The sequence below is a fragment of the Litoreibacter sp. genome (genome assembly GCF_058136045.1).
This window is the reverse complement of sequence record NZ_JBYVDD010000015.1, coordinates 25,686-43,264: the sequence shown is the minus strand read 5'-3', so window position 1 is coordinate 43,264 and position 17,579 is coordinate 25,686. Positions and strand designations below refer to the sequence as shown.

Genomic DNA, 17,579 nt, shown 5'->3' with positions numbered 1-17,579 from the left:
TTAATCTCCGGAACCTTTGGGTGTCACTGTTGCGCTAAGCGTGCGTACTTCCTTAGAGGCGGTCACCGCCTTTTCACATACGAAATTTTCGTGGTTAGTGGATATTTGTGACAGGTCATATAAATAGTTCACCATAACCCCGTTCGATTGTTTCAGCCCATTTGGTGACAGGTCGGCGCCTGCGTGAACGGCGTGGATCATCGCGCCATTCCCTAGGTGAAATCGGGCTACGGGATCTGCGGGCGTGCCGTCGCCTCTTTTGGCTTCTAGCAGGTAATGGGCCGCAAGCGCATCTGGCTCAACCCCAGTGAAGTCGCCCGTGTCGTCGCGGGCCATCCATCGGGTCAGGCCGGGTATTGGCGATAGGGTGACGAAATTTGACAGGTTCGGCAGGTCGCGCGCAAGGTCTGAGACGACCTGCTTGATCAATGAGTTGCCAAAAGAGATGCCAGCAAGGCCTGCTTGGCAGTTGGAAATGGAATAAAACACTGCCGTGTCCGCGTCCTGCGCGTCGATTGTGTCGCGTTCATTCGCCAGAAGGGTTTGCACCGAAGAAGGTATACCTTTGGTTAGAGCGACTTCAACAAAGATAAGAGGTTCGTCCGGCATGGCAGGATGGAAAAACGCATAACAACGCCGGTCTGAGGGCTTCAATCTGAGGCGCAGGTCATCCCAACTCTCAATGGAATGAACCGCTTCATAAGCAATGATCTTCTCTAAGATATTGGCCGGACTATCCCAGTTAATAGGCCTCAGGACCAAAAATCCACGGTTAAACCAAGATGCAAAGAGGTGGCGGAAATCTACGTCGAGAGGCCCCAGTTCAGGTGCATCTTGCATCAGCTCCAGAAGATCTTTGCGCATGGTGACAAGACGTTCAGTTGCGCCGGGGACTTGGTTTAGGCGGCGTGCCAGTTCTTGGCGCGCAGGCTCACAAGCACTGGCGAAAGCTTGGTAAGACGCCTTTGACGGGGTATCGCGATAGGCGTGAAGTGTGGCCGTTACGTCATCGGGTATGATTTCCAGATCATGGGCTAAATAGGCAAAAAACGCCTGTTTTTGCGCTTGGTTCATGTCGACATATCGGTCCAAAATGACCCGCGCCAAGCTTATACCAGATACCTCGCCATGGCTCCCAAGGAGGGCGCTGCACAGCTCTGATGTGGTTCGGTTGTCGATATCACTCGTGGTTTGCGCTTGGTATCGCCGCTCAAAAACGGTGGAGATTAACCCGCCAAAGAAGCTCATATCGCACGCCCCATCACAGCATCCGGTAACCATGTTGCCAAGCCCGGAAAGACGCAGAGCAAAAAGATGGCGAAGATCATGCAAGCGACAAAAGGTAAGGAGCCTGTCAGGATGGTTTTAAGAGAGATGTCAGGCGCGATGCCGTTGATGACATACAAGTTTAGCCCCACTGGCGGGGAGATCAGGCCGATCTCCATGTTGATTGTCAGAACCACTGCAAACCAGATCGGATCAAACCCTGCGGTGATAATGATTGGCAGCAAAATCGGGGCAGCCATCAAGATAACGGCGACAGGCGGTAAGAAAAATCCGGCGATCAGCAAGAAGATGTTTACGGCCCCCATGAGCACCCAGCGGTTGACGTCTAACGTGGCGATCCACTCGGCTATGGATTGGGTGATATAGAGGCTGGAAAGCATGTAGGAGAACACGCCAGCAGCGGCGATGATGAACAAGATCATCACGCTTTCTTTGGTGCTGTCACGCAAGACGACCCACAAGTCTTTCGGGTGCCAGAGTTTATAGATTACCATCGCGATGATCAGGCAAAGTAATGCGCCAACGGCTGCGGTCTCGGATGGTGTCGCGATGCCGCCATACATGGCATATAATACGCCCAAAATGATGAGCAAAAAGGGCACGACCCGGGGCAGAATTTCGAAGCGCTCTTTCCAAGTGTAGCTGCCTGAGGCCAGCAATTCCTTGTCGCCGGATTTCCATGTCGAATACAACGACCATGCCATAAACAAAAACACCAGTAACAAGCCGGGAATGACACCCGCGAGGAATAACCGGCCGATAGAGGTCTCGGTTGCGATGCCATAGACGATCATCGTGACAGATGGGGGGATAAGAATGCCCAGCGTTCCGCCCGCCGCGATTGAGCCTGCTGCAACCCCGTCAGGGTAGCCGCGTTTGCGCATCTCCGGGATGCCCATTTTGCCGATGGCGGCACAGGTGGCGGGGCTGGATCCTGACATGGCCGCAAACAAGGCGCAGGCCCCAAGGTTCGAGATTACCAAGCCACCGGGGACACGCGTTAACCAACGCTCTAACGCTTCATAGAGGTCCGCGCCTGCACGGGTGGATGAAATGGATGACCCCATGATGATGAACATAGGGATGGAGAGCAGGGCGAAGTTGTCGAGTTTGCCGAAGAAGATTTCAGGCAGCAATTCTAAAGAGCGCATCCCGTCAAAAATCAACAAAAACCCTGTCGAGACGATCAGCAAACCGATGGCGACAGAGACCCCCGAGAAGAGAATAAGGATTGTGCAGATGGCGATAATTGCGCCTAAGAATAGCGGGTCCATTACACCTCCTCCAAGCCGAACGGCGTATCAATTTTCAATAAAACGGCAATGAGATCCGCGATTAATTGCAAAAGAAGCAACCCAAATCCTAAGGGCAGAGCGAGGTAGGGTATCCACAACCGGACACCCCAGATGGTGTCGGACTTCCAGTTGCGCTCATAGGTCAGGTGCCAATGCTCAAAGCTGTACCAAAGCATCACGGCCACCATGGTAATCGATAGCGACATGGTTACCAGATACAGCACAAAGCGGGCCCGCTTGGGTAGAAACAAGGGGATCAGGTCAACGTTTACATGGCCGCGTAGTTTCTGGACATAGGGCAGCCCGATGAGTGTGGAGCCGATGGCGAGATAAATCACCGCTTCGGTCTGCCATGTGGTTGATCCGTTCAAGACAAAACGGACAAAAATCATCTGGCAGGTCAGGCCAACAGCGGCCACGATCATGGCGGCTGAGCACCATCCAGCAAGAGTAGAAAGGGCCGCCACTCCACGCAAAAACGGGTTATTTCCCGCGCGTGATGTAACGGCTGAACTTTGGCCAGCCATATTAGGTCGTCCTCAAAATAGTCATGTGTAAAGAGTGGGGGCAGCAGCGCGTTACACGCTGCCGCCAGTGGTGCTTATTCTACGGCAAGCGCCATATCGAGCAGAGCTTGCCCATCAGGAACCTCTTCTACAAAGGCTTTGTAGGAAGTTTCCTGCGCCAGAGCGCGCCATGCTTCGAAGTCTTCGGCAGACATTTCCGCGATCTCGACGCCAGCTTCTTTGAAGACCTCTGCGGATGCTGCGTCTTGCTTTTTGGCTTCTTCCAGATAGAAGGCTTGGGCTTTCTCGGATGCCGCTTTCAGTGCGGCTTGCTGCTCAGCGGTCAGGCCCTCGAACGTAGATTTGTTCATCAGCAATGGTTGATACATGAACCAAAGCGCCACGTCGCCTGCGGGGGTGTAGCATTTTACCTGCTCGTAAATCCGGTAGGATACGAAGGATGATGACGAGGTGTTGGCAGCGTTCAGGATGCCGGTTTGCATCGCGTTGTATATTTCCGAGGACGCCATCGAGGTGATAGAGGCGCCTGCTCCGGCCAGCATTTGTTCAAACGCCTTACCAGCGGCGCGTGTTTGCAGACCTTTGACGTCTTCGGGTTTGGTGATGCATTTGTCCTTGCCGACAAACCCACCTGCTAGGTAACCGTGCACCAGAACCATCACGTCATCTTCGGCCATTTTGGCCTCCAAGGCCTTCATAAATGGGGATGCGCTGAGGCGGGCGGCGTGATCGTGGTTCTTAACCATGCCGGGCATAAGTGTCAGGTTGTAGGCTGGCTGTTGGCCGCCCGCATAGCTTAGCGGTAGTACGGTCATGTCCAATTGTCCGCGGCTTAAGGGGCGGTATTGTTCACGGGGTTTAAACAAAGACTTTGAGCCGAAGATTTTGATATCTAGGTCAACATTAGCCTCAGCCACGCCATCGGCAACGATCTGTGCCACTTTATGGCGAACGTCTTTGTTGGACCATTGGTGTGACAGGCGTAATTCAGTGGCATTGGCCGTAGCGGAAAGGCCAATCATCGCAACGGCAGCAGCCGTCGTTAAAAACTTCAGTTTCATAGTTTCCTCCCTAAGGTATCGGCTCAGAGTCCTCTGGCCGAATTTGAGGATCGTTCCATGGATTGCATGCCGGGTCAATATTTTTGTATACAATAACTAGATGCTTGCATAAATTACTTCCCCTTATTACGCTATACCCATGGAAATAAGCCGCTCAGAACAAATTGCCGATACTCTGGAAGAGTTTGTATTCACAGGGGAATACAAGGATGGGCAGAGGTTGGACGAGATAAAGCTCGCTGACCAGTTTAGTGTGTCTCGCACCCCAATCCGGGAGGCATTGCAGCGCTTGGTCTTGTCGGGAATGGCCGAGCAAATTCCGCGCCGTGGTGTATTCGTACGCCAGCCCGGCCCTGTGGAGTTAATGGAGATGTTCGAGACAATGGCCGAATTGGAGGCTGCGTGCGGGCGGTTTGCAGCGGTAAGGATGAGCGAGGAGGGATTGCAAAACCTCCGCAACGCGAGCTTGCGATGTCATGAGGCGGTCGAAGGTCAAGACATTGGTCAGTATTATTCAGAGAACGAAACTTTCCATCAGACGATTTACAAAGGCGCAGCAAATAAATTCCTCGAGAAGGAGGCGTTGCGCCTTCAAAATCGGTTGAAGCCCTACCGTAAAGTCCAGCTTCGGCTTCGCGGGCGCATGGCTCAATCCATGGCCGAACATGAGACCATAGTTGAGGCCTTGGCTAAGGGCGACGCAGAGCTGGCGGCAAAAATTTTGCGCCAGCATGTGGCTGTTCAAGGTGAGAAGTTTCATCAACTCATGACTATTTTAAACCAGTAGGCAGACCGCTCAGGGCAGTCTTGCGCGTGGCGTCAAATACACGGCCATGAGGGGGTATCTGCGGTTACAAAGCCCGACCTATGGCCGTTTGGAGTTTGGTGATAATTTCGTCGATGTGGTTGTCATCAAGAATAAACGGTGGTGCCAGCAGAATGTGATCGCCCCGCCTGCCGTCGATTGTCCCCCCCATCGGATAGCAAATTAGCCCTGCCTCGAAGGCTTCTCTTTTCAGGGTTTTGTGAAGGGCGCGTTCAGGTGCAAAAGGCTGCTTGGTTTCACGATCTTCGACGAACTCTAACCCGCGAAACAGGCCGCGCCCCCGGATGTCCCCGATATTGGGATGCTGGCCAAAGGCCTGTATCAGGGCCGCTTGCAAGCGATCTCCCATAAGGGCGGAGCGCTCTACCAAACCTCCATCGGTTAGCTTTTCCAAAACGGCCAAGGCAGCGGCGCTTGCGGTTGGATGGCCGACATAGGTGTGGCCATGTTGAAAAAATCCGCTCCCAGCTTCGATTGCGGCGTAAATTTTATCCGAGCACAGCATCGCCCCGATTGGTTGGTATCCGGCTCCCAACCCTTTGGCGACGGCGACGATATCGGGAAAGATGCCTTCCTGTTCACTGGCGAATAATGTGCCAGTGCGACCCATGCCACACATGACCTCGTCAAGGATAAGTAAGACACCGTATTGATCACAGATCTCGCGAATACGTTTGAAATATCCCTCAACTGCGGGAACCGCCCCGGCGGTTGCCCCGACGACTGGTTCTGCCACGAAGGCAAAAACAGTGTCTTCCCCCAGCCGTTGAATTTCTGTTTCAAGTTCGTTCGCAACCCGAAGGCCGTATTCGATCGAGGTCTCTTCTTCCCGCTTCCCGCGATATTCAAAACATGGTGATATATGTGTGGTTTCGACCATCAATGGCTTGAAGGGGGCACGTCGCCATTCATTGCCGCCGGTTGCCAATACGCCTAGCGTATTGCCGTGATAGCTTTGCTTGCGGGCAATGACGTGGCGCCGTTGGTCTTGGCCGATTTCGACGAAATATTGCCGGGCTAACTTCAAGGCGGCTTCCATTGCCTCGGATCCGCCGGAGACGAGATATGCCCGATCAATTCCGTCAGGGGCGTGTTGGATCAGCTTGTCAGCGAGACGTTCTGCCGAATCGGATGTGAAGAAACTGGTGTGTGCGAAGGCTACGCTATCAAGTTGGGCCTTAATTGCGTTGGTGACGTCCACGTCACCGTGCCCAAGGCAGGAAACGGCTGCGCCACCTGAGCCGTCAAAGTATTCTTTTCCAGTAGTATCATATAGATAAACGCCTTTTCCCCTAGAGATTGTAGGGAGGTTCGCCTTGGTATGTCTTGGAAATATATGTGACACTACATTGTTCCTGTGGTGAGTATTTGCGGGCCCACTGAAACATACGATTCTTTTGTTGACTAGGTGTGAAACAAATGAAACGGTCCTCGGATTGAAATACCTCTGGGGGGAGAAGATTTTGCAGCCGTCGTTTGAACAGCAACTATCAGGCAAATATGCCTTGCTTAGTGCCAAGCTGAAAGAAGCGGCGGATTTTGTTGTGTCGAACCCGGTTGATGTTGCCACGCGCAGTCTGCGGACGATCTCCAAGGATGCAAAGCTGTCCCCTGCCACGTTCTCGCGTATGTCTGCGGCTTTGGGTTACGACAACTATGAAGACCTGCGCGATGTGCTGCGTTACGCGATGGAGCACCGCGCAGATACGTTTTCGCATCGTGTCGAGGCCATGCAGCAGCGTCATGACGAGGGGCGCGAGAGCTTTCTGACCCGCCACATCCATGATTGCACCGCCAACTTGCAGGACCTCGGCAACGTGATAGATGCCGATCTGATGGAGAGCTGCGTTGAGCGCCTTCACCGCGCCCGCCGTGTGTTGGTTCTTGGGGCCTTGGGCTCAACTGGGGTCGCGGAATACCTTACGTATATGGCCAGTTTCATCGCTGATAACTGGTCTATGGCAAGCCGGATGGGGGCATCTTTAGCAAGCGGTCTGGTTGGATTAGGCGAACAAGACGTTTTGATCGTCATCACCAAGCCGCCCTTTGCCTCTAAGTCGATACTGGCCGCCCGCGAGGCCCGCGAGGCTGGGGCCTTTGTTATCGTGCTGACCGACACCCATACATGCCCGGCGCTGATACATGCCTCTGCCAGTTTTACTGTACCAACCGAGAGCCAACACTTCTTCTCGTCTTATGCATCGACTCTTGTGCTCAGTGAGATCATGATCGGCATGTTAGCCGGTCGCGCGGGGCCATCTGCTCGCGATCGCATCGCCGAGGTCGAAACCCGAAATCGCCGCCTCAATGACGTTTGGGACGGCTGAGTTACCCACCTAACATCAACCAAAGGAGACATTGATGTCCATAAACTTGAAACTGTCCGTCGCGGCCTTCGCAATGGGGGCAATGATGGCCCCAGCAGCGTTCGCTGAGGAGTTCATCACCATCGGTACTGGCGGCGTTACTGGCGTTTATTACCCAACGGGCGGCGCAATCTGCCGTTTGGTCAACAAAGGCCGCAAAGAGCACGGTATCCGCTGCTCGGTCGAATCCACTGGCGGTTCGGTCTATAACATCAACACCATTCGCGAAGGCGAATTGGAGTTCGGTGTGGCTCAATCTGATTGGCAACACCACGCCTTCCACGGCACTTCGAAGTTCGAAGAAGCGGGTGCATTTGAAGGCCTGCGCGCTGTGTTTTCCGTACACCCAGAGCCGTTCACCGTTGTGGCGCGTGCCGATGCGGGTGTTACAACCTTTGATGATCTCAAAGGTAAGCGCGTAAACATCGGTAACCCTGGCTCCGGTCAGCGCGGCACGATGGAAGTTCTGCTCGCGGCTAAAGGCTGGACTACTGATGACTTCGCGCTGGCAACAGAGTTGAAAGCTGCCGAGCAGTCCGCTGCTTTGTGTGACAACCAAATCGATGCAATGGTCTACACCGTTGGCCACCCGTCCGGCTCGATCCAAGAGGCAACCACCGCATGCGATAGCGTTTTGGTAACGGTTAGCGGCGCAGAAGTTGACAGCCTGATCGGTGACAACCCGTTCTACCGCGCGGCAAACATCCCCGGTGGCATGTACCGTGGCAATGATGGTGACACCGCAACGTTTGGCGTTGGCGCGACTTTCGTGACGTCGGCTGATGTGTCGGACGAGGCGGTTTACACAGTTGTGAAATCGGTAATGGAAAACATCGAAGATTTCCGCAAGCTGCACCCAGCCTTCGCTCACCTTGAGCCAAAAGAGATGGCAACTGCCGGTTTGTCCGCTCCGCTGCACCCCGGTGCTGCGAAATATTACAAAGAAGCTGGCCTGATCGAATAAAATCAGTCAAACTTTTGGAGGAGGGGCGCCTGCCGTCCCTCCTCATTACGTTTAAAATCAATAATAAGCAGTTATTTCTGTAATTCAGGGGACTAGATCATGGCTGAAAATTCACCAGAAAACCGACCGCTAAGCGAGGAGGAGCTGCAAGATCTTGTTGCATCTTCCGACGCGGGCGCGCGAAATCCTGTGGGGGCAGTCGGCACTTTGCTGGCCGTCGTCGCCGTCGTTTGGTCCCTATTTCAGGTGCTATTGGCGTCCCCTTTGGCCAATTACGTATTGCCGGGCGACGTTATTAATAACTCGCGCCAAGTGCATTTGGCCTTCGCGGTTTTCCTGGCTTTCATGGCCTACCCTGCATTCAAATCCAGCCCACGCGGATACATCCCGATCGCGGATTGGGTTCTTGGCCTGCTTGGCGCGTTCATCGCCATGTATGGCTTTTTCTTCTACCAAAAGATCGTTGATGCGGGCGGCTTGGCCGATGACATGGACAAATGGTTCGCACTTGCAGGCCTGCTGATCTTGTTCGAGGGCGCACGTCGCGCGCTTGGCCCTGCAATGGCAATCATCGCGGTGATCTTCTTAGGGTACGTGTTCTTCGGGTCGTCCGAGTTGGTTCCAGACGTTATTCGCTGGAAAGGCGCATCGCTGAAGAAAGCCATGAGCCACATGTGGATCACATCCGAGGGTGTGTTTGGCATCGCGCTTGGGGTGTCTACTAAATTTGTGTTCCTGTTCGTTTTGTTCGGCGCCTTGCTGGATAAAGCTGGCGCAGGGAACTACTTTATCAAAATGGCGTTTGGCGCGTTGGGCCATCTCAAGGGCGGGCCAGCAAAGGCTGCTGTTGTTGGCTCTGCCGCAACCGGTCTGATCTCTGGCTCCTCGATTGCCAATGTGGTGACAACCGGCACGTTCACGATCCCCTTAATGAAACGTGTTGGCTTCTCTGCCGAAAAAGCGGGCGCGGTCGAAGTGGCCAGCTCCGTTAACGGTCAAATCATGCCGCCAGTTATGGGGGCTGCGGCCTTCTTGATGGTTGAATATGTGGGCATTTCCTATGTTGAAGTGATCACCCACGCCTTCCTGCCAGCCACCATTTCCTACATCGCGCTGGTCTACATCGTGCATCTGGAAGCGGTGAAGAACAACATGCCGACGCTGGGCAACCGCGTTGTGTCGATGGGTAAAACCGTCGGCGGTATGGCTGCTTTCTTCGCTGGTTTTGCAGCTCTGTGTTACGGGGTTCAATACCCTGTCGGATGGGTTGCTGCGATGGTTCCGGAAGGGACCTCTGCCATAGTGATGTCGTTGCTGATTTTCGCGGCCTATGCTGGTCTATTGTATTTGGCCTCGACCGTGGAAGATCTAGAGCCAGACGATCCGAATGCTGAAGAGGTAGAGTTGCCGGTTGTTGGCGAGATCTACAAATCCGGTCTCTACTTTTTGCTGCCGATCATTGTGCTTGTGTACTTCTTGATGATTGAGCAAAAGTCCCCCGGTCTGTCGGCGTTCTGGGCCACGATGCTATTGTTTGTGATCTTGCTGACGCAGCGCCCGCTGAAGGCAATCTTTCGAGGCCAATCTGACTACGCCAACACGCTTAAAGAGGGTCTGGTTGATCTTACCCAAGGGCTGATTGACGGCGCACGCAACATGATCGGTATCGGTCTTGCCACGGCAACTGCCGGGGTGATTGTGGGCACTGTTACCCTAACGGGTGTGGGCCAAGTTATGGCCGATCTGGTGGAGCTTCTGTCCGGCGGTAATCTGATCTTGATGCTGGTCATGGTTGGGCTTCTTAGCCTTGTGCTAGGTATGGGCTTGCCAACCACGGCCAACTATATCGTGGTGTCGTCATTGATGGCGGGCGTTGTGGTAGAGTTGGGCGCGCAGTCCGGCTTGATCGTGCCACTGATCGCGGTGCACTTGTTCGTGTTCTACTTTGGCATCATGGCCGATGTGACACCGCCCGTTGGTTTGGCAAGTTTTGCCGCTGCCGCCGTTTCTGGTGGGGATGCAATCAAAACAGGCTTCGTGGCATTCTTCTACAGCCTGCGCACCGTGGCACTGCCGTTTGTGTTCATCTTCAACACCGACTTGTTGCTGATTAACGTGACATGGATACAGGGGATATTGGTGTTCATAACCGCCTCTATCGCGATCCTTGCCTTCACAGCGGGCACCATGGGGCACTTCCTGACCAAAAGCCGCATTTATGAGAGCGTGGCTTTGGTTCTGGTCGCCTTTGCACTGTTCCGTCCTGACTTTGTAATGGATCGTATCCAGCCGCCTTTCGAGGTGGTTGAACCCGCAGGCTTCACAACGGCCCTTGGAAATGCGGCTGATGGTCAAGAGTTACGGATGATCGTATCTGGCCCAGACTTTGATAGCGGAGAAACCAAGGAAACGACTTTGGTGTTGCCGATCAAAGGAGCAGGGACCAGCGATGAACGTCTGAGCGAATTTGGCATGTTGCTTCTGGAGGAAGACGGCGTTGTGAAAATGGACGAGCCTGCCTTTGGGTCTCCGTTCTCTGGCGCATTGGGAAGCTTTGATTTCTACGGTGACGAACCAGTGCAAATCGCATCGGTTCAAGCTCCGGCGGATCAAATGCCCAAGGAGATCATCTTCCTGCCCGCGCTGCTTTTCTTAGCGTTCATTGCGTTCATACAACGCGCCCGCATTTCACGTGAAGGAGTTGTTACATGACCAATCCGGTTCTGTGTGCTGTAGATGTCAGCAATGGCCAAGAAGACTTGAAAATCATCCAAGCCGCTGCCCGTTTGGCGGATTTGGATGGGGTAGGGTTGGATGTTGTCGCCGTTGTTCCGGACTTTGGAATGAGCACGGTGGGCAGTTTCTTTGGCAAGGATCACCATGATAAAATGGTGGCCGAGGCAAAGTTGCATCTCAATGAGTTGGTTGTAGCTGCGTTGGATGAGGACCGAAATAAAAAGGTCCGCCATGTTATCGCGACAGGACGTGCTTATGAGGAGGTTCTCAAGCTTGCTGAGAAATCCAAGCCGTCCTTGATTGTGGTCGGGTCGCATAAAGCAGACCTGACTGACTACCTACTTGGCCCCAATGCCGCGCGTGTTGTCAGGCACGCAAAATGCTCGGTCTATGTGGTCCGCTAAGCTGGCGTAAAGACACCCGTACCACGGCCTATTGGTGGTGGTACGGGACTTAACTTTGATGCGCTTTTGAAGTGCTTTCTAAAAACTCTTGCAACCGATCACGATCAATCGGCTTAGCCAAAAGGGGCAGAGCCAGCTTTTTGCAGCTGTTGCGTAATTCTTTGGTTCTATTGGCCGACACGATTGCGGCTGGAACATAGCCATATATCTTTTGTATTTCAGCATAAAGATCGGTGCCTGTACCGCCAATACCAAGCTGATAATCCAATAAAAATGCATCTGGCACCAATTGAATTTCATCAAGTAATGTCAGGGCTTCTTCTGCGGTGTAGGCATGAATGACGGTGGCTCCAAAGCCCTCGATCATCATCGTCATTGCTGTCGCAAGAGGGGGGTCATTTTCAACCAACATGACGAGTAGATTTTCTAAAGTCGGGGGCCTTAGTTGAGCAACATCGTTTGACTTGTTCGGGGTGCGTGGCGCAGCAGTGTTAATCGGTACATTGAGGGAAAAACAGCTTCCCACTCCCGGTTCAGACCACAGCCCTAATTCATGCTCTAACCCTTTGCAGGCCCGCTCCACAATGGCCAAACCCAAGCCCAAGCCGCCATCGGAATTGGTAGGGTTAATGCGCTCAAACTCTTGGAATACAGTTTGCTGATCATTCTCCGCGATGCCGCAGCCTGTGTCCCAAACTTCAATGCGCGCAGATTTTCCACTACGCCGCACGCCTAAGATAACGCGGCCAGTATCGGTGTAGCGGATTGCATTGGAGAGCAGGTTTTGGATGATCCGGCGCAAATAACCGGGGTCACTTTTTACCGATAGACTGCTGTACAGAATGCGCAGTTCGATCCCTTTTTTGGCGGCGATTGGGGTCAATTCATTTCGCAAAGGGGAGAAGATATCAGAGAGTTTCAACGGCTGGGTGTTGAACGTGGCCTTGCCTGCATCCAGCTTTGAGATGTCGAGCAAAGCCTCAATAATTTGCTCCACGCCAAATAGGGCAGTTTCGGTTTTGGCGATAACTTCTTGAGCCTCCGGGTCGGGGACTTTATCCGCCAGTGAGGAGATGAAAAGTTTTGCGGCAGATAGGGGTTGCAGCAGATCATGGCTGGCTGCGGCCACGAACCGGGACTTGGACGCATTCGCACGCTCGGCCTCTGCAAGTGCCACCCCAAGCTCTTTGGTTCGGTCTTGAACGCGACGTTCTAGAAACTCGTTCATCTCGTAAAGCGCGCGGGCGGATTCACGCTCTGCGGTGACATCAGTAAAGCTGATCACAAAACCCCGGTCGGGCATTTCCTGAGCAAAAACGCTGAAAAATTGCACGCCATCACGACTAATCTCAAAGGCCATGGGGCGGCGTTGGATCGAGTGGTCCGCCCATTTGCTAAGGTGTTCGGCATCAAACCCATCGTGGAAAACCAACTCATCACGAAGTCGGCCAAGGAGGGCTGAAAAGCTTAAGCCAAGCGCATCGTGACCCCGCGGTAAAGTGAGCAACCCATCCATCTTTTTATTCCAGCCAACAAGGGTCTGATTGTGATCAAAAATGCAAACCCCCTGATTGAGATGGTCCAATGTTGCTTGCAATATTTTGGCCTGCTGGTCGCGCATTTTGTCGCGTTCATGCCGCTCCATTCGAATGATCTCGGTGACATCTGTTTGCAAAATTACCGTGCCACCCTGCCCGGTTCGATGCTCACTGACCTGAAGCCACCGGTCCCATAGAAGGCTCACGTTAAAAACAACGTGCTCATCGCCGTGCCGCTTCATGCGTTGGGCTGCCCAGTCCTGCGGGCTGGTGGTGTCTGGGAGGGCCAAAAACCGGCTGCCAGAAATCAAAGTCACGTAGTTCTCAAAGGATAGACCTGCGACCAGCCCTGCCTCGATGTCCAATAAGTCACGGCAGAACCGGCTATTGGATAAGACCAGTTGATCATTGGTATCAAACAGCGCGAACCCTTCATTGATCGTTTCAATGGCTTCGGTCAGGTTCGAGCGCGCGGTTTCCGTTTCGGTATTGGCGACCTCGAGGCGAGCGTTCGAATCCTGCAACAAGTCCAATGTACGCTCTAGCTCTCGGGTGCGCTCTCGGACTTGGGTCTCAAGCAAGGCTGCGCGCTCGAATTGTTGGTAAGCAAGGCCGGATTGCTCGGTCTTTTGTTCAACCCGCCGCATAAGGGACTGGGCGATTTGGACCAGTTTCTCGTTCTGCCGCTCTATCGTGTCATCTGGGTTAATTAGAGACATATCTTCTACCGCGTGTCAGTCGGTTTTGGGTGATAGAAGGCCACGCCGCTCATTGTGTGGTTCACATGCAGAGGGCCGATTTGCTCGCCATAAGTAGAAAATCCGGTCACGTTATTTTCTGAAAGGATATCGGATAACTCCCGGCTCATCTGGGTTTGTTCGGCCTCAATGCGACGCAAGATGCAATCACACCCAATGATGTTGGCGGGGGCGGCACCCTCAGATAGTTTCGCCATTTCTGTCCTCAAGTGGTCCGCCATATTCTGAGGAGTTGCCACGGTCAGAACCATGCCTTCGTCAATGGCCGAGAAAAACACCAATTCACCTGCGTCATTCACTTGCTGTATGGCACGGACATGATGCGTTCCGCCAATGCGCACGACAACTGGATGGGAGGCAAAGGTGAACCGGTCGAGTTGTTCGGGGTCTTTGCCTACAATGCGTGCATATTCACGGGCGGCGGGTTCGGCGTTGATTGATTTTACAATGCGGCGACCCGGATCAGCACCGGTGACAACCATTTGTTGCTCGGTTGGAACAAGGTGGTCAAGATTGAAGACGCGGACGGTATAATGGCTGCGTAACAGCGTTAACACGGCAGCATTTTCAGCAACCTGCCCGTTCAGCGCCACTAAGGTTTGTTGAAAGTCCGTGCCGTCACCAGCAGAGCCACCAAAGATAGGCGTGTCACGCAACGCGGGGGCGATGGTTGCGGCCAGGGTATCTTCACTTAGGGATAACCCGTCCACGACAAGAAAGGCAAAGCTGTCATCCATATCCGGGTTGAGGTCTTGCAGTGCGACGCGCTCCAGCGCGATACGGTCAACCACGGGTTGTTGATTGAAATCATTCACATTCTCAATCAATAGAGAGTGTGTAGCAAATCCCGAGGATGGGAAGCCGATCGCAACAATTACCCCCTCCTCGTAGCCTGCTCCGCCAATCTCTCCGGCAGTGGTGCAGGCTAAGACGTCAATGCCGGGGAAAAGTTTGCTTGCCTCAGCAACCACTGCGGTAAAATCAGCACGGGGCGTGACGAATAACGATAACAGCTCCAGAGGAGTGTCCCCCAAGTCTTTCTTAAGCTGCGCAACGGGCGAGGTGTTTGCCCACGAGACTTGCGCTGTGCGCAGAATTTCTGGCTGCACAGGTTTTGCTTGCGCGGTTAACTTTTCGAGCCCACCATCCGCCGACATGTCAATTTTTCTCCCTGCCGGTGAGGATAGGATGCTCACTCAGAGCTTGGCAAGACCCTTGCAAATTTTGTGTCCTGTGCGACCAGCACCGCTTGGGTTCGGCTTTGCACACCTAGCTTACGCATGATCGCCGTCACATGTGCCTTTACGGTTGTCTCGGCAATCGACAGGTCATAGGCAATTTGCTTGTTCAGCTTGCCTTCGCAGATCAACTCCAAAATGCGCGCTTGCTGGTTGGTCAAAGACGACAGGCGGGAAATAGTTTCGTGGGTTTGCGTGTTGGCATTCCCCTCAATGAACCCGGAGGGCTTGAAGACACCGCCTTCTGTGATTTGGGCGATAGCCTCTTTGAAAACGGATCTGCGGCTGTGTTTGGGAACAAACCCCGAAGCGCCAGCTGTGATTGCGGCATTGATGATCGAATTGTCTGTCATCGAAGATACGATAATGATCGGCGTCTTCTCGACACGCCGCTTGAGCCGGATAAGCCCGTCCAACCCACTGACATCAGGTAGGTTCAGGTCAAGAAGGATCAACGATGGTGGTGTTTGGTTCTCAAGCCGCAATAATGCGGCCTCAAGGCAGTCTGCGGTGCTTACTTCGGTAAAGCTTGCCACGGATTTTAGCGTCAACTCTAGCGCGTCGCAAAATAACGGATGGTCGTCAATAATGAGCGCCCAGCCCTGTGGTAAATGCGGGTTTGTCAGGTCAGGTGTGGGCATTTTATGTGGTGTCATGGGCTGATGATAGCGTGAGAAGGCGCTGATGGTCACTTGGCAAAAGGTCTTAGTGCTAAAAATAAAGGCGCCCCTGAAGTTGGGGGCGCCTTAGGCTTCTTGGAGAGGAGGTTATGTCTTAATTAGAAGCCATTTGCGCAGGTAAACGGAATGTCCAAAGCAGGCCGCCTTGGTTAAGGTAATTTACTTTTTTGGCCACTTCCCCGCCCCAAAGTGGAACAGCACCACCCCAGCCGGAAATCACGGTGACGTATTGCTCGCCATCTTGTTCCCAAGTGATGGGTTGCCCGACAATGCCGGAGCCGGTCTGGAAGGACCAAAGTTCTTCGCCGGTTTCATCGTCAAAGGCGATGAACTTGCCCTCAGGCGTACCAGTGAACACCAAACCACCCGCAGTTGTCATCACGCCAGCCCAAAGCGGAGCATCATTTTTGAACTCCCATTTGGTCTCGCCTGTGTCTGGGTCGATGGCTTTCAGACTGCCGATGTGGTCCTCGTAGTTTGGCTTGATCGTGAAGCCGGACCCCAAGTATGCCGCGCCCTTTTTGTAGGTGATCGGCTCGTTCCAGATGTCCATGCCCCATTCGTTGGACGGGACATAGAACAACCCAGTGGTGGGGGAGTGCGCCATCGGCATCCAGTTTTTACCACCCAAGAAGGACGGCGACGCGAAAACAATTTCGCCTTTCTTGCCATCTGCTGCTGCGGACGGATCACCGGGTCGGCCAGCCTCGTTAAAGATCGGGCGGCCCGTGTCATCAATGCCTTCTGCCCAAGTGATGTCTTTCACGAAAGGCACCGCAGAGACAAACTTACCATCTTCGCGGTTCAACACATAAAAGAAGCCGTTCCGGTCCGCAGTGGCGAAGCGCTTGTTGCCTGTGCGATCGGTGTAGGCCACGACTTCATTCACGCCGTCATAGTCCCAACCTTCGCGAGGCGTGGTCTGGTAGTGCCACTTGATCTCGCCATTTGCAGGGTCGATGCCGATGCGGGAGGCGGCATAGAGGTTGTCGCCTTTATTGCCCTCAACTGGCTGGCCTGCGTTGCGCAGGTGGCTGTTCCAAGGTGCAGGGTTGCCTGCGCCAAACACCAAAGTATCGGTGTCTGCATCATAAGATCCGCCAAGCCAGGTGGCCCCGCCGCCGGTCTTCCACATGTCGCCGGGCCATGTCGCGTTCAGCTCTCCGGTCATGGTGGAGGCTTCGCCGTTCAGCGTGCCTATATGACCCTCGATCACTGGGCGGGTCCAAACCAGATCGCCCGTTTCGGCATTGCGGGCTTGCACTTCGCCAACGATGCCAAATTCACCACCAGAGTTGCCGGTGATAACCAAACCTTTGACGATCAAAGGTGCGGCAGTGTAGCTGTAACCGGCCTTATAGTCGGCAATTTTCTTGTTCCAAACAACGTCACCCGTTTTGGCATTCAAGGCTACTATGCGTGCGTCGAGCGTGCCGAAATAGATGTTGTCGCCAAAGATTGCGGCCCCGCGATTAACCACGTCGCAGCAAGGCAAGATGCCTTCTGGCAGGCGTGCGTCATATTGCCAAAGCTCTTTTCCGGTCTTCACGTCGATTGCATACATGCGCGAGTAGGAGCCAGTGATATACATCACACCGTCATGTACCAGCGGCTGGGTTTCCTGTCCGCGCTGCTTTTCGCCGCCAAGCGAAAACGCCCATGCGGGGACCAGATTTTTGACGTTTTCTTTGTTCAGTGTTTCCAGCGGTGAGTGGCGTTGCAGATGACGCCCCATGCCGTTGGTGAGCACGTCGCCTGTGGACGCCGTGTCGTTAAGAAGCATTTCCTCGGTGACTTCTGCGTGGGCAACTCCTGTTGCCAAAACCGCAGCTGTCACGGCCATTATGAACCTGTTCATTTGGGTTCCTCCCTTTGCCGTTCCATTAAGGCCGCGCACCA

At 53.7% G+C, this 17,579-nt stretch carries 14 protein-coding genes; 5 read left to right on the top strand and 9 right to left on the bottom strand.

Features of this window, described 5'->3' with window-relative positions:
* The 4 genes from AC3Y7R_RS15810 to dctP all read right to left on the bottom strand — a co-directional run bounded on the left by AC3Y7R_RS15810 (position 1) and on the right by dctP (position 4,170).
* On the bottom strand, positions 1 to 1,248 hold the full coding sequence (locus AC3Y7R_RS15810) for a malonyl-CoA decarboxylase (RefSeq protein WP_490043033.1): 1,248 nt from the start codon (positions 1,246 to 1,248) through the stop codon (positions 1 to 3).
* Entirely contained in the window at positions 1,245 to 2,561 is a 1,317-nt protein-coding gene (locus AC3Y7R_RS15805; RefSeq protein ID WP_490043032.1) for a TRAP transporter large permease, read from the bottom strand. Before AC3Y7R_RS15805 ends, AC3Y7R_RS15810 begins: the two co-directional genes overlap by 4 nt.
* Complete coding sequence (locus AC3Y7R_RS15800; RefSeq protein ID WP_490043031.1) at positions 2,561 to 3,109, bottom strand: TRAP transporter small permease; 549 nt, start codon at positions 3,107 to 3,109, stop codon at positions 2,561 to 2,563. Before AC3Y7R_RS15800 ends, AC3Y7R_RS15805 begins: the two co-directional genes overlap by 1 nt.
* Before the next feature lie 74 nt (positions 3,110 to 3,183).
* Positions 3,184 to 4,170: a TRAP transporter substrate-binding protein DctP gene (gene dctP, locus AC3Y7R_RS15795; RefSeq protein ID WP_490043030.1), complete on the bottom strand. Its 987-nt coding sequence runs from the start codon at positions 4,168 to 4,170 to the stop codon at positions 3,184 to 3,186.
* Positions 4,171 to 4,309: 139 nt separating this feature from the next.
* Between dctP and AC3Y7R_RS15790 the strand changes: the two genes are divergently transcribed.
* On the top strand, positions 4,310 to 4,957 hold the full coding sequence (locus AC3Y7R_RS15790) for a GntR family transcriptional regulator (protein ID WP_490043029.1): 648 nt from the start codon (positions 4,310 to 4,312) through the stop codon (positions 4,955 to 4,957).
* 64 nt (positions 4,958 to 5,021) lie between these two features.
* On the opposite strand, the gene AC3Y7R_RS15785 is transcribed toward AC3Y7R_RS15790, so the two are convergent.
* The gene (locus AC3Y7R_RS15785) at positions 5,022 to 6,341 is read right to left on the bottom strand and encodes an aspartate aminotransferase family protein (RefSeq protein WP_490043028.1); all 1,320 of its coding nucleotides are present in this window, start codon (positions 6,339 to 6,341) and stop codon (positions 5,022 to 5,024) included.
* 91 nt (positions 6,342 to 6,432) lie between these two features.
* On the opposite strand from AC3Y7R_RS15785, the gene AC3Y7R_RS15780 reads away from it, so the two are divergent.
* The 4 genes from AC3Y7R_RS15780 (at position 6,433) to AC3Y7R_RS15765 (ending at position 11,466) form a co-directional block, all read left to right on the top strand.
* The gene (locus AC3Y7R_RS15780) at positions 6,433 to 7,323 is read left to right on the top strand and encodes a MurR/RpiR family transcriptional regulator (RefSeq protein WP_490043027.1); all 891 of its coding nucleotides are present in this window, start codon (positions 6,433 to 6,435) and stop codon (positions 7,321 to 7,323) included.
* A gap of 34 nt (positions 7,324 to 7,357) precedes the next feature.
* Complete coding sequence (locus tag AC3Y7R_RS15775) at positions 7,358 to 8,326, top strand: TAXI family TRAP transporter solute-binding subunit (RefSeq protein ID WP_490043026.1); 969 nt, start codon at positions 7,358 to 7,360, stop codon at positions 8,324 to 8,326.
* Positions 8,327 to 8,425: 99 nt separating this feature from the next.
* Positions 8,426 to 11,038: a TRAP transporter permease gene (locus tag AC3Y7R_RS15770; protein WP_490043025.1), complete on the top strand. Its 2,613-nt coding sequence runs from the start codon at positions 8,426 to 8,428 to the stop codon at positions 11,036 to 11,038.
* Positions 11,035 to 11,466: a universal stress protein gene (locus AC3Y7R_RS15765; RefSeq protein ID WP_490043024.1), complete on the top strand. Its 432-nt coding sequence runs from the start codon at positions 11,035 to 11,037 to the stop codon at positions 11,464 to 11,466. The genes AC3Y7R_RS15770 and AC3Y7R_RS15765 overlap by 4 nt, the downstream gene beginning before the upstream one ends.
* Before the next feature lie 49 nt (positions 11,467 to 11,515).
* Here AC3Y7R_RS15765 and AC3Y7R_RS15760 read toward each other — a convergent pair whose 3' ends face one another.
* From AC3Y7R_RS15760 to AC3Y7R_RS15745, 4 genes are all read right to left on the bottom strand, one after another.
* A complete protein-coding gene (locus AC3Y7R_RS15760; RefSeq protein WP_490043023.1) occupies positions 11,516 to 13,723 on the bottom strand; it encodes a hybrid sensor histidine kinase/response regulator in 2,208 nt (735 codons plus the stop codon).
* Positions 13,724 to 13,728: 5 nt separating this feature from the next.
* The gene (locus tag AC3Y7R_RS15755; RefSeq protein WP_490043022.1) at positions 13,729 to 14,919 is read right to left on the bottom strand and encodes an FIST N-terminal domain-containing protein; all 1,191 of its coding nucleotides are present in this window, start codon (positions 14,917 to 14,919) and stop codon (positions 13,729 to 13,731) included.
* Positions 14,920 to 14,954: 35 nt separating this feature from the next.
* Positions 14,955 to 15,656 carry a response regulator gene (locus AC3Y7R_RS15750; RefSeq protein ID WP_490043021.1) on the bottom strand — a complete coding sequence of 234 codons (702 nt, stop codon included), beginning with the start codon at positions 15,654 to 15,656 and terminating at the stop codon, positions 14,955 to 14,957.
* A gap of 118 nt (positions 15,657 to 15,774) precedes the next feature.
* Positions 15,775 to 17,538, bottom strand: a complete 1,764-nt coding sequence (locus tag AC3Y7R_RS15745) for a PQQ-dependent methanol/ethanol family dehydrogenase (protein WP_490043020.1) — start codon at positions 17,536 to 17,538, stop codon at positions 15,775 to 15,777.
* Positions 17,539 to 17,579 lie beyond the last annotated feature (41 nt).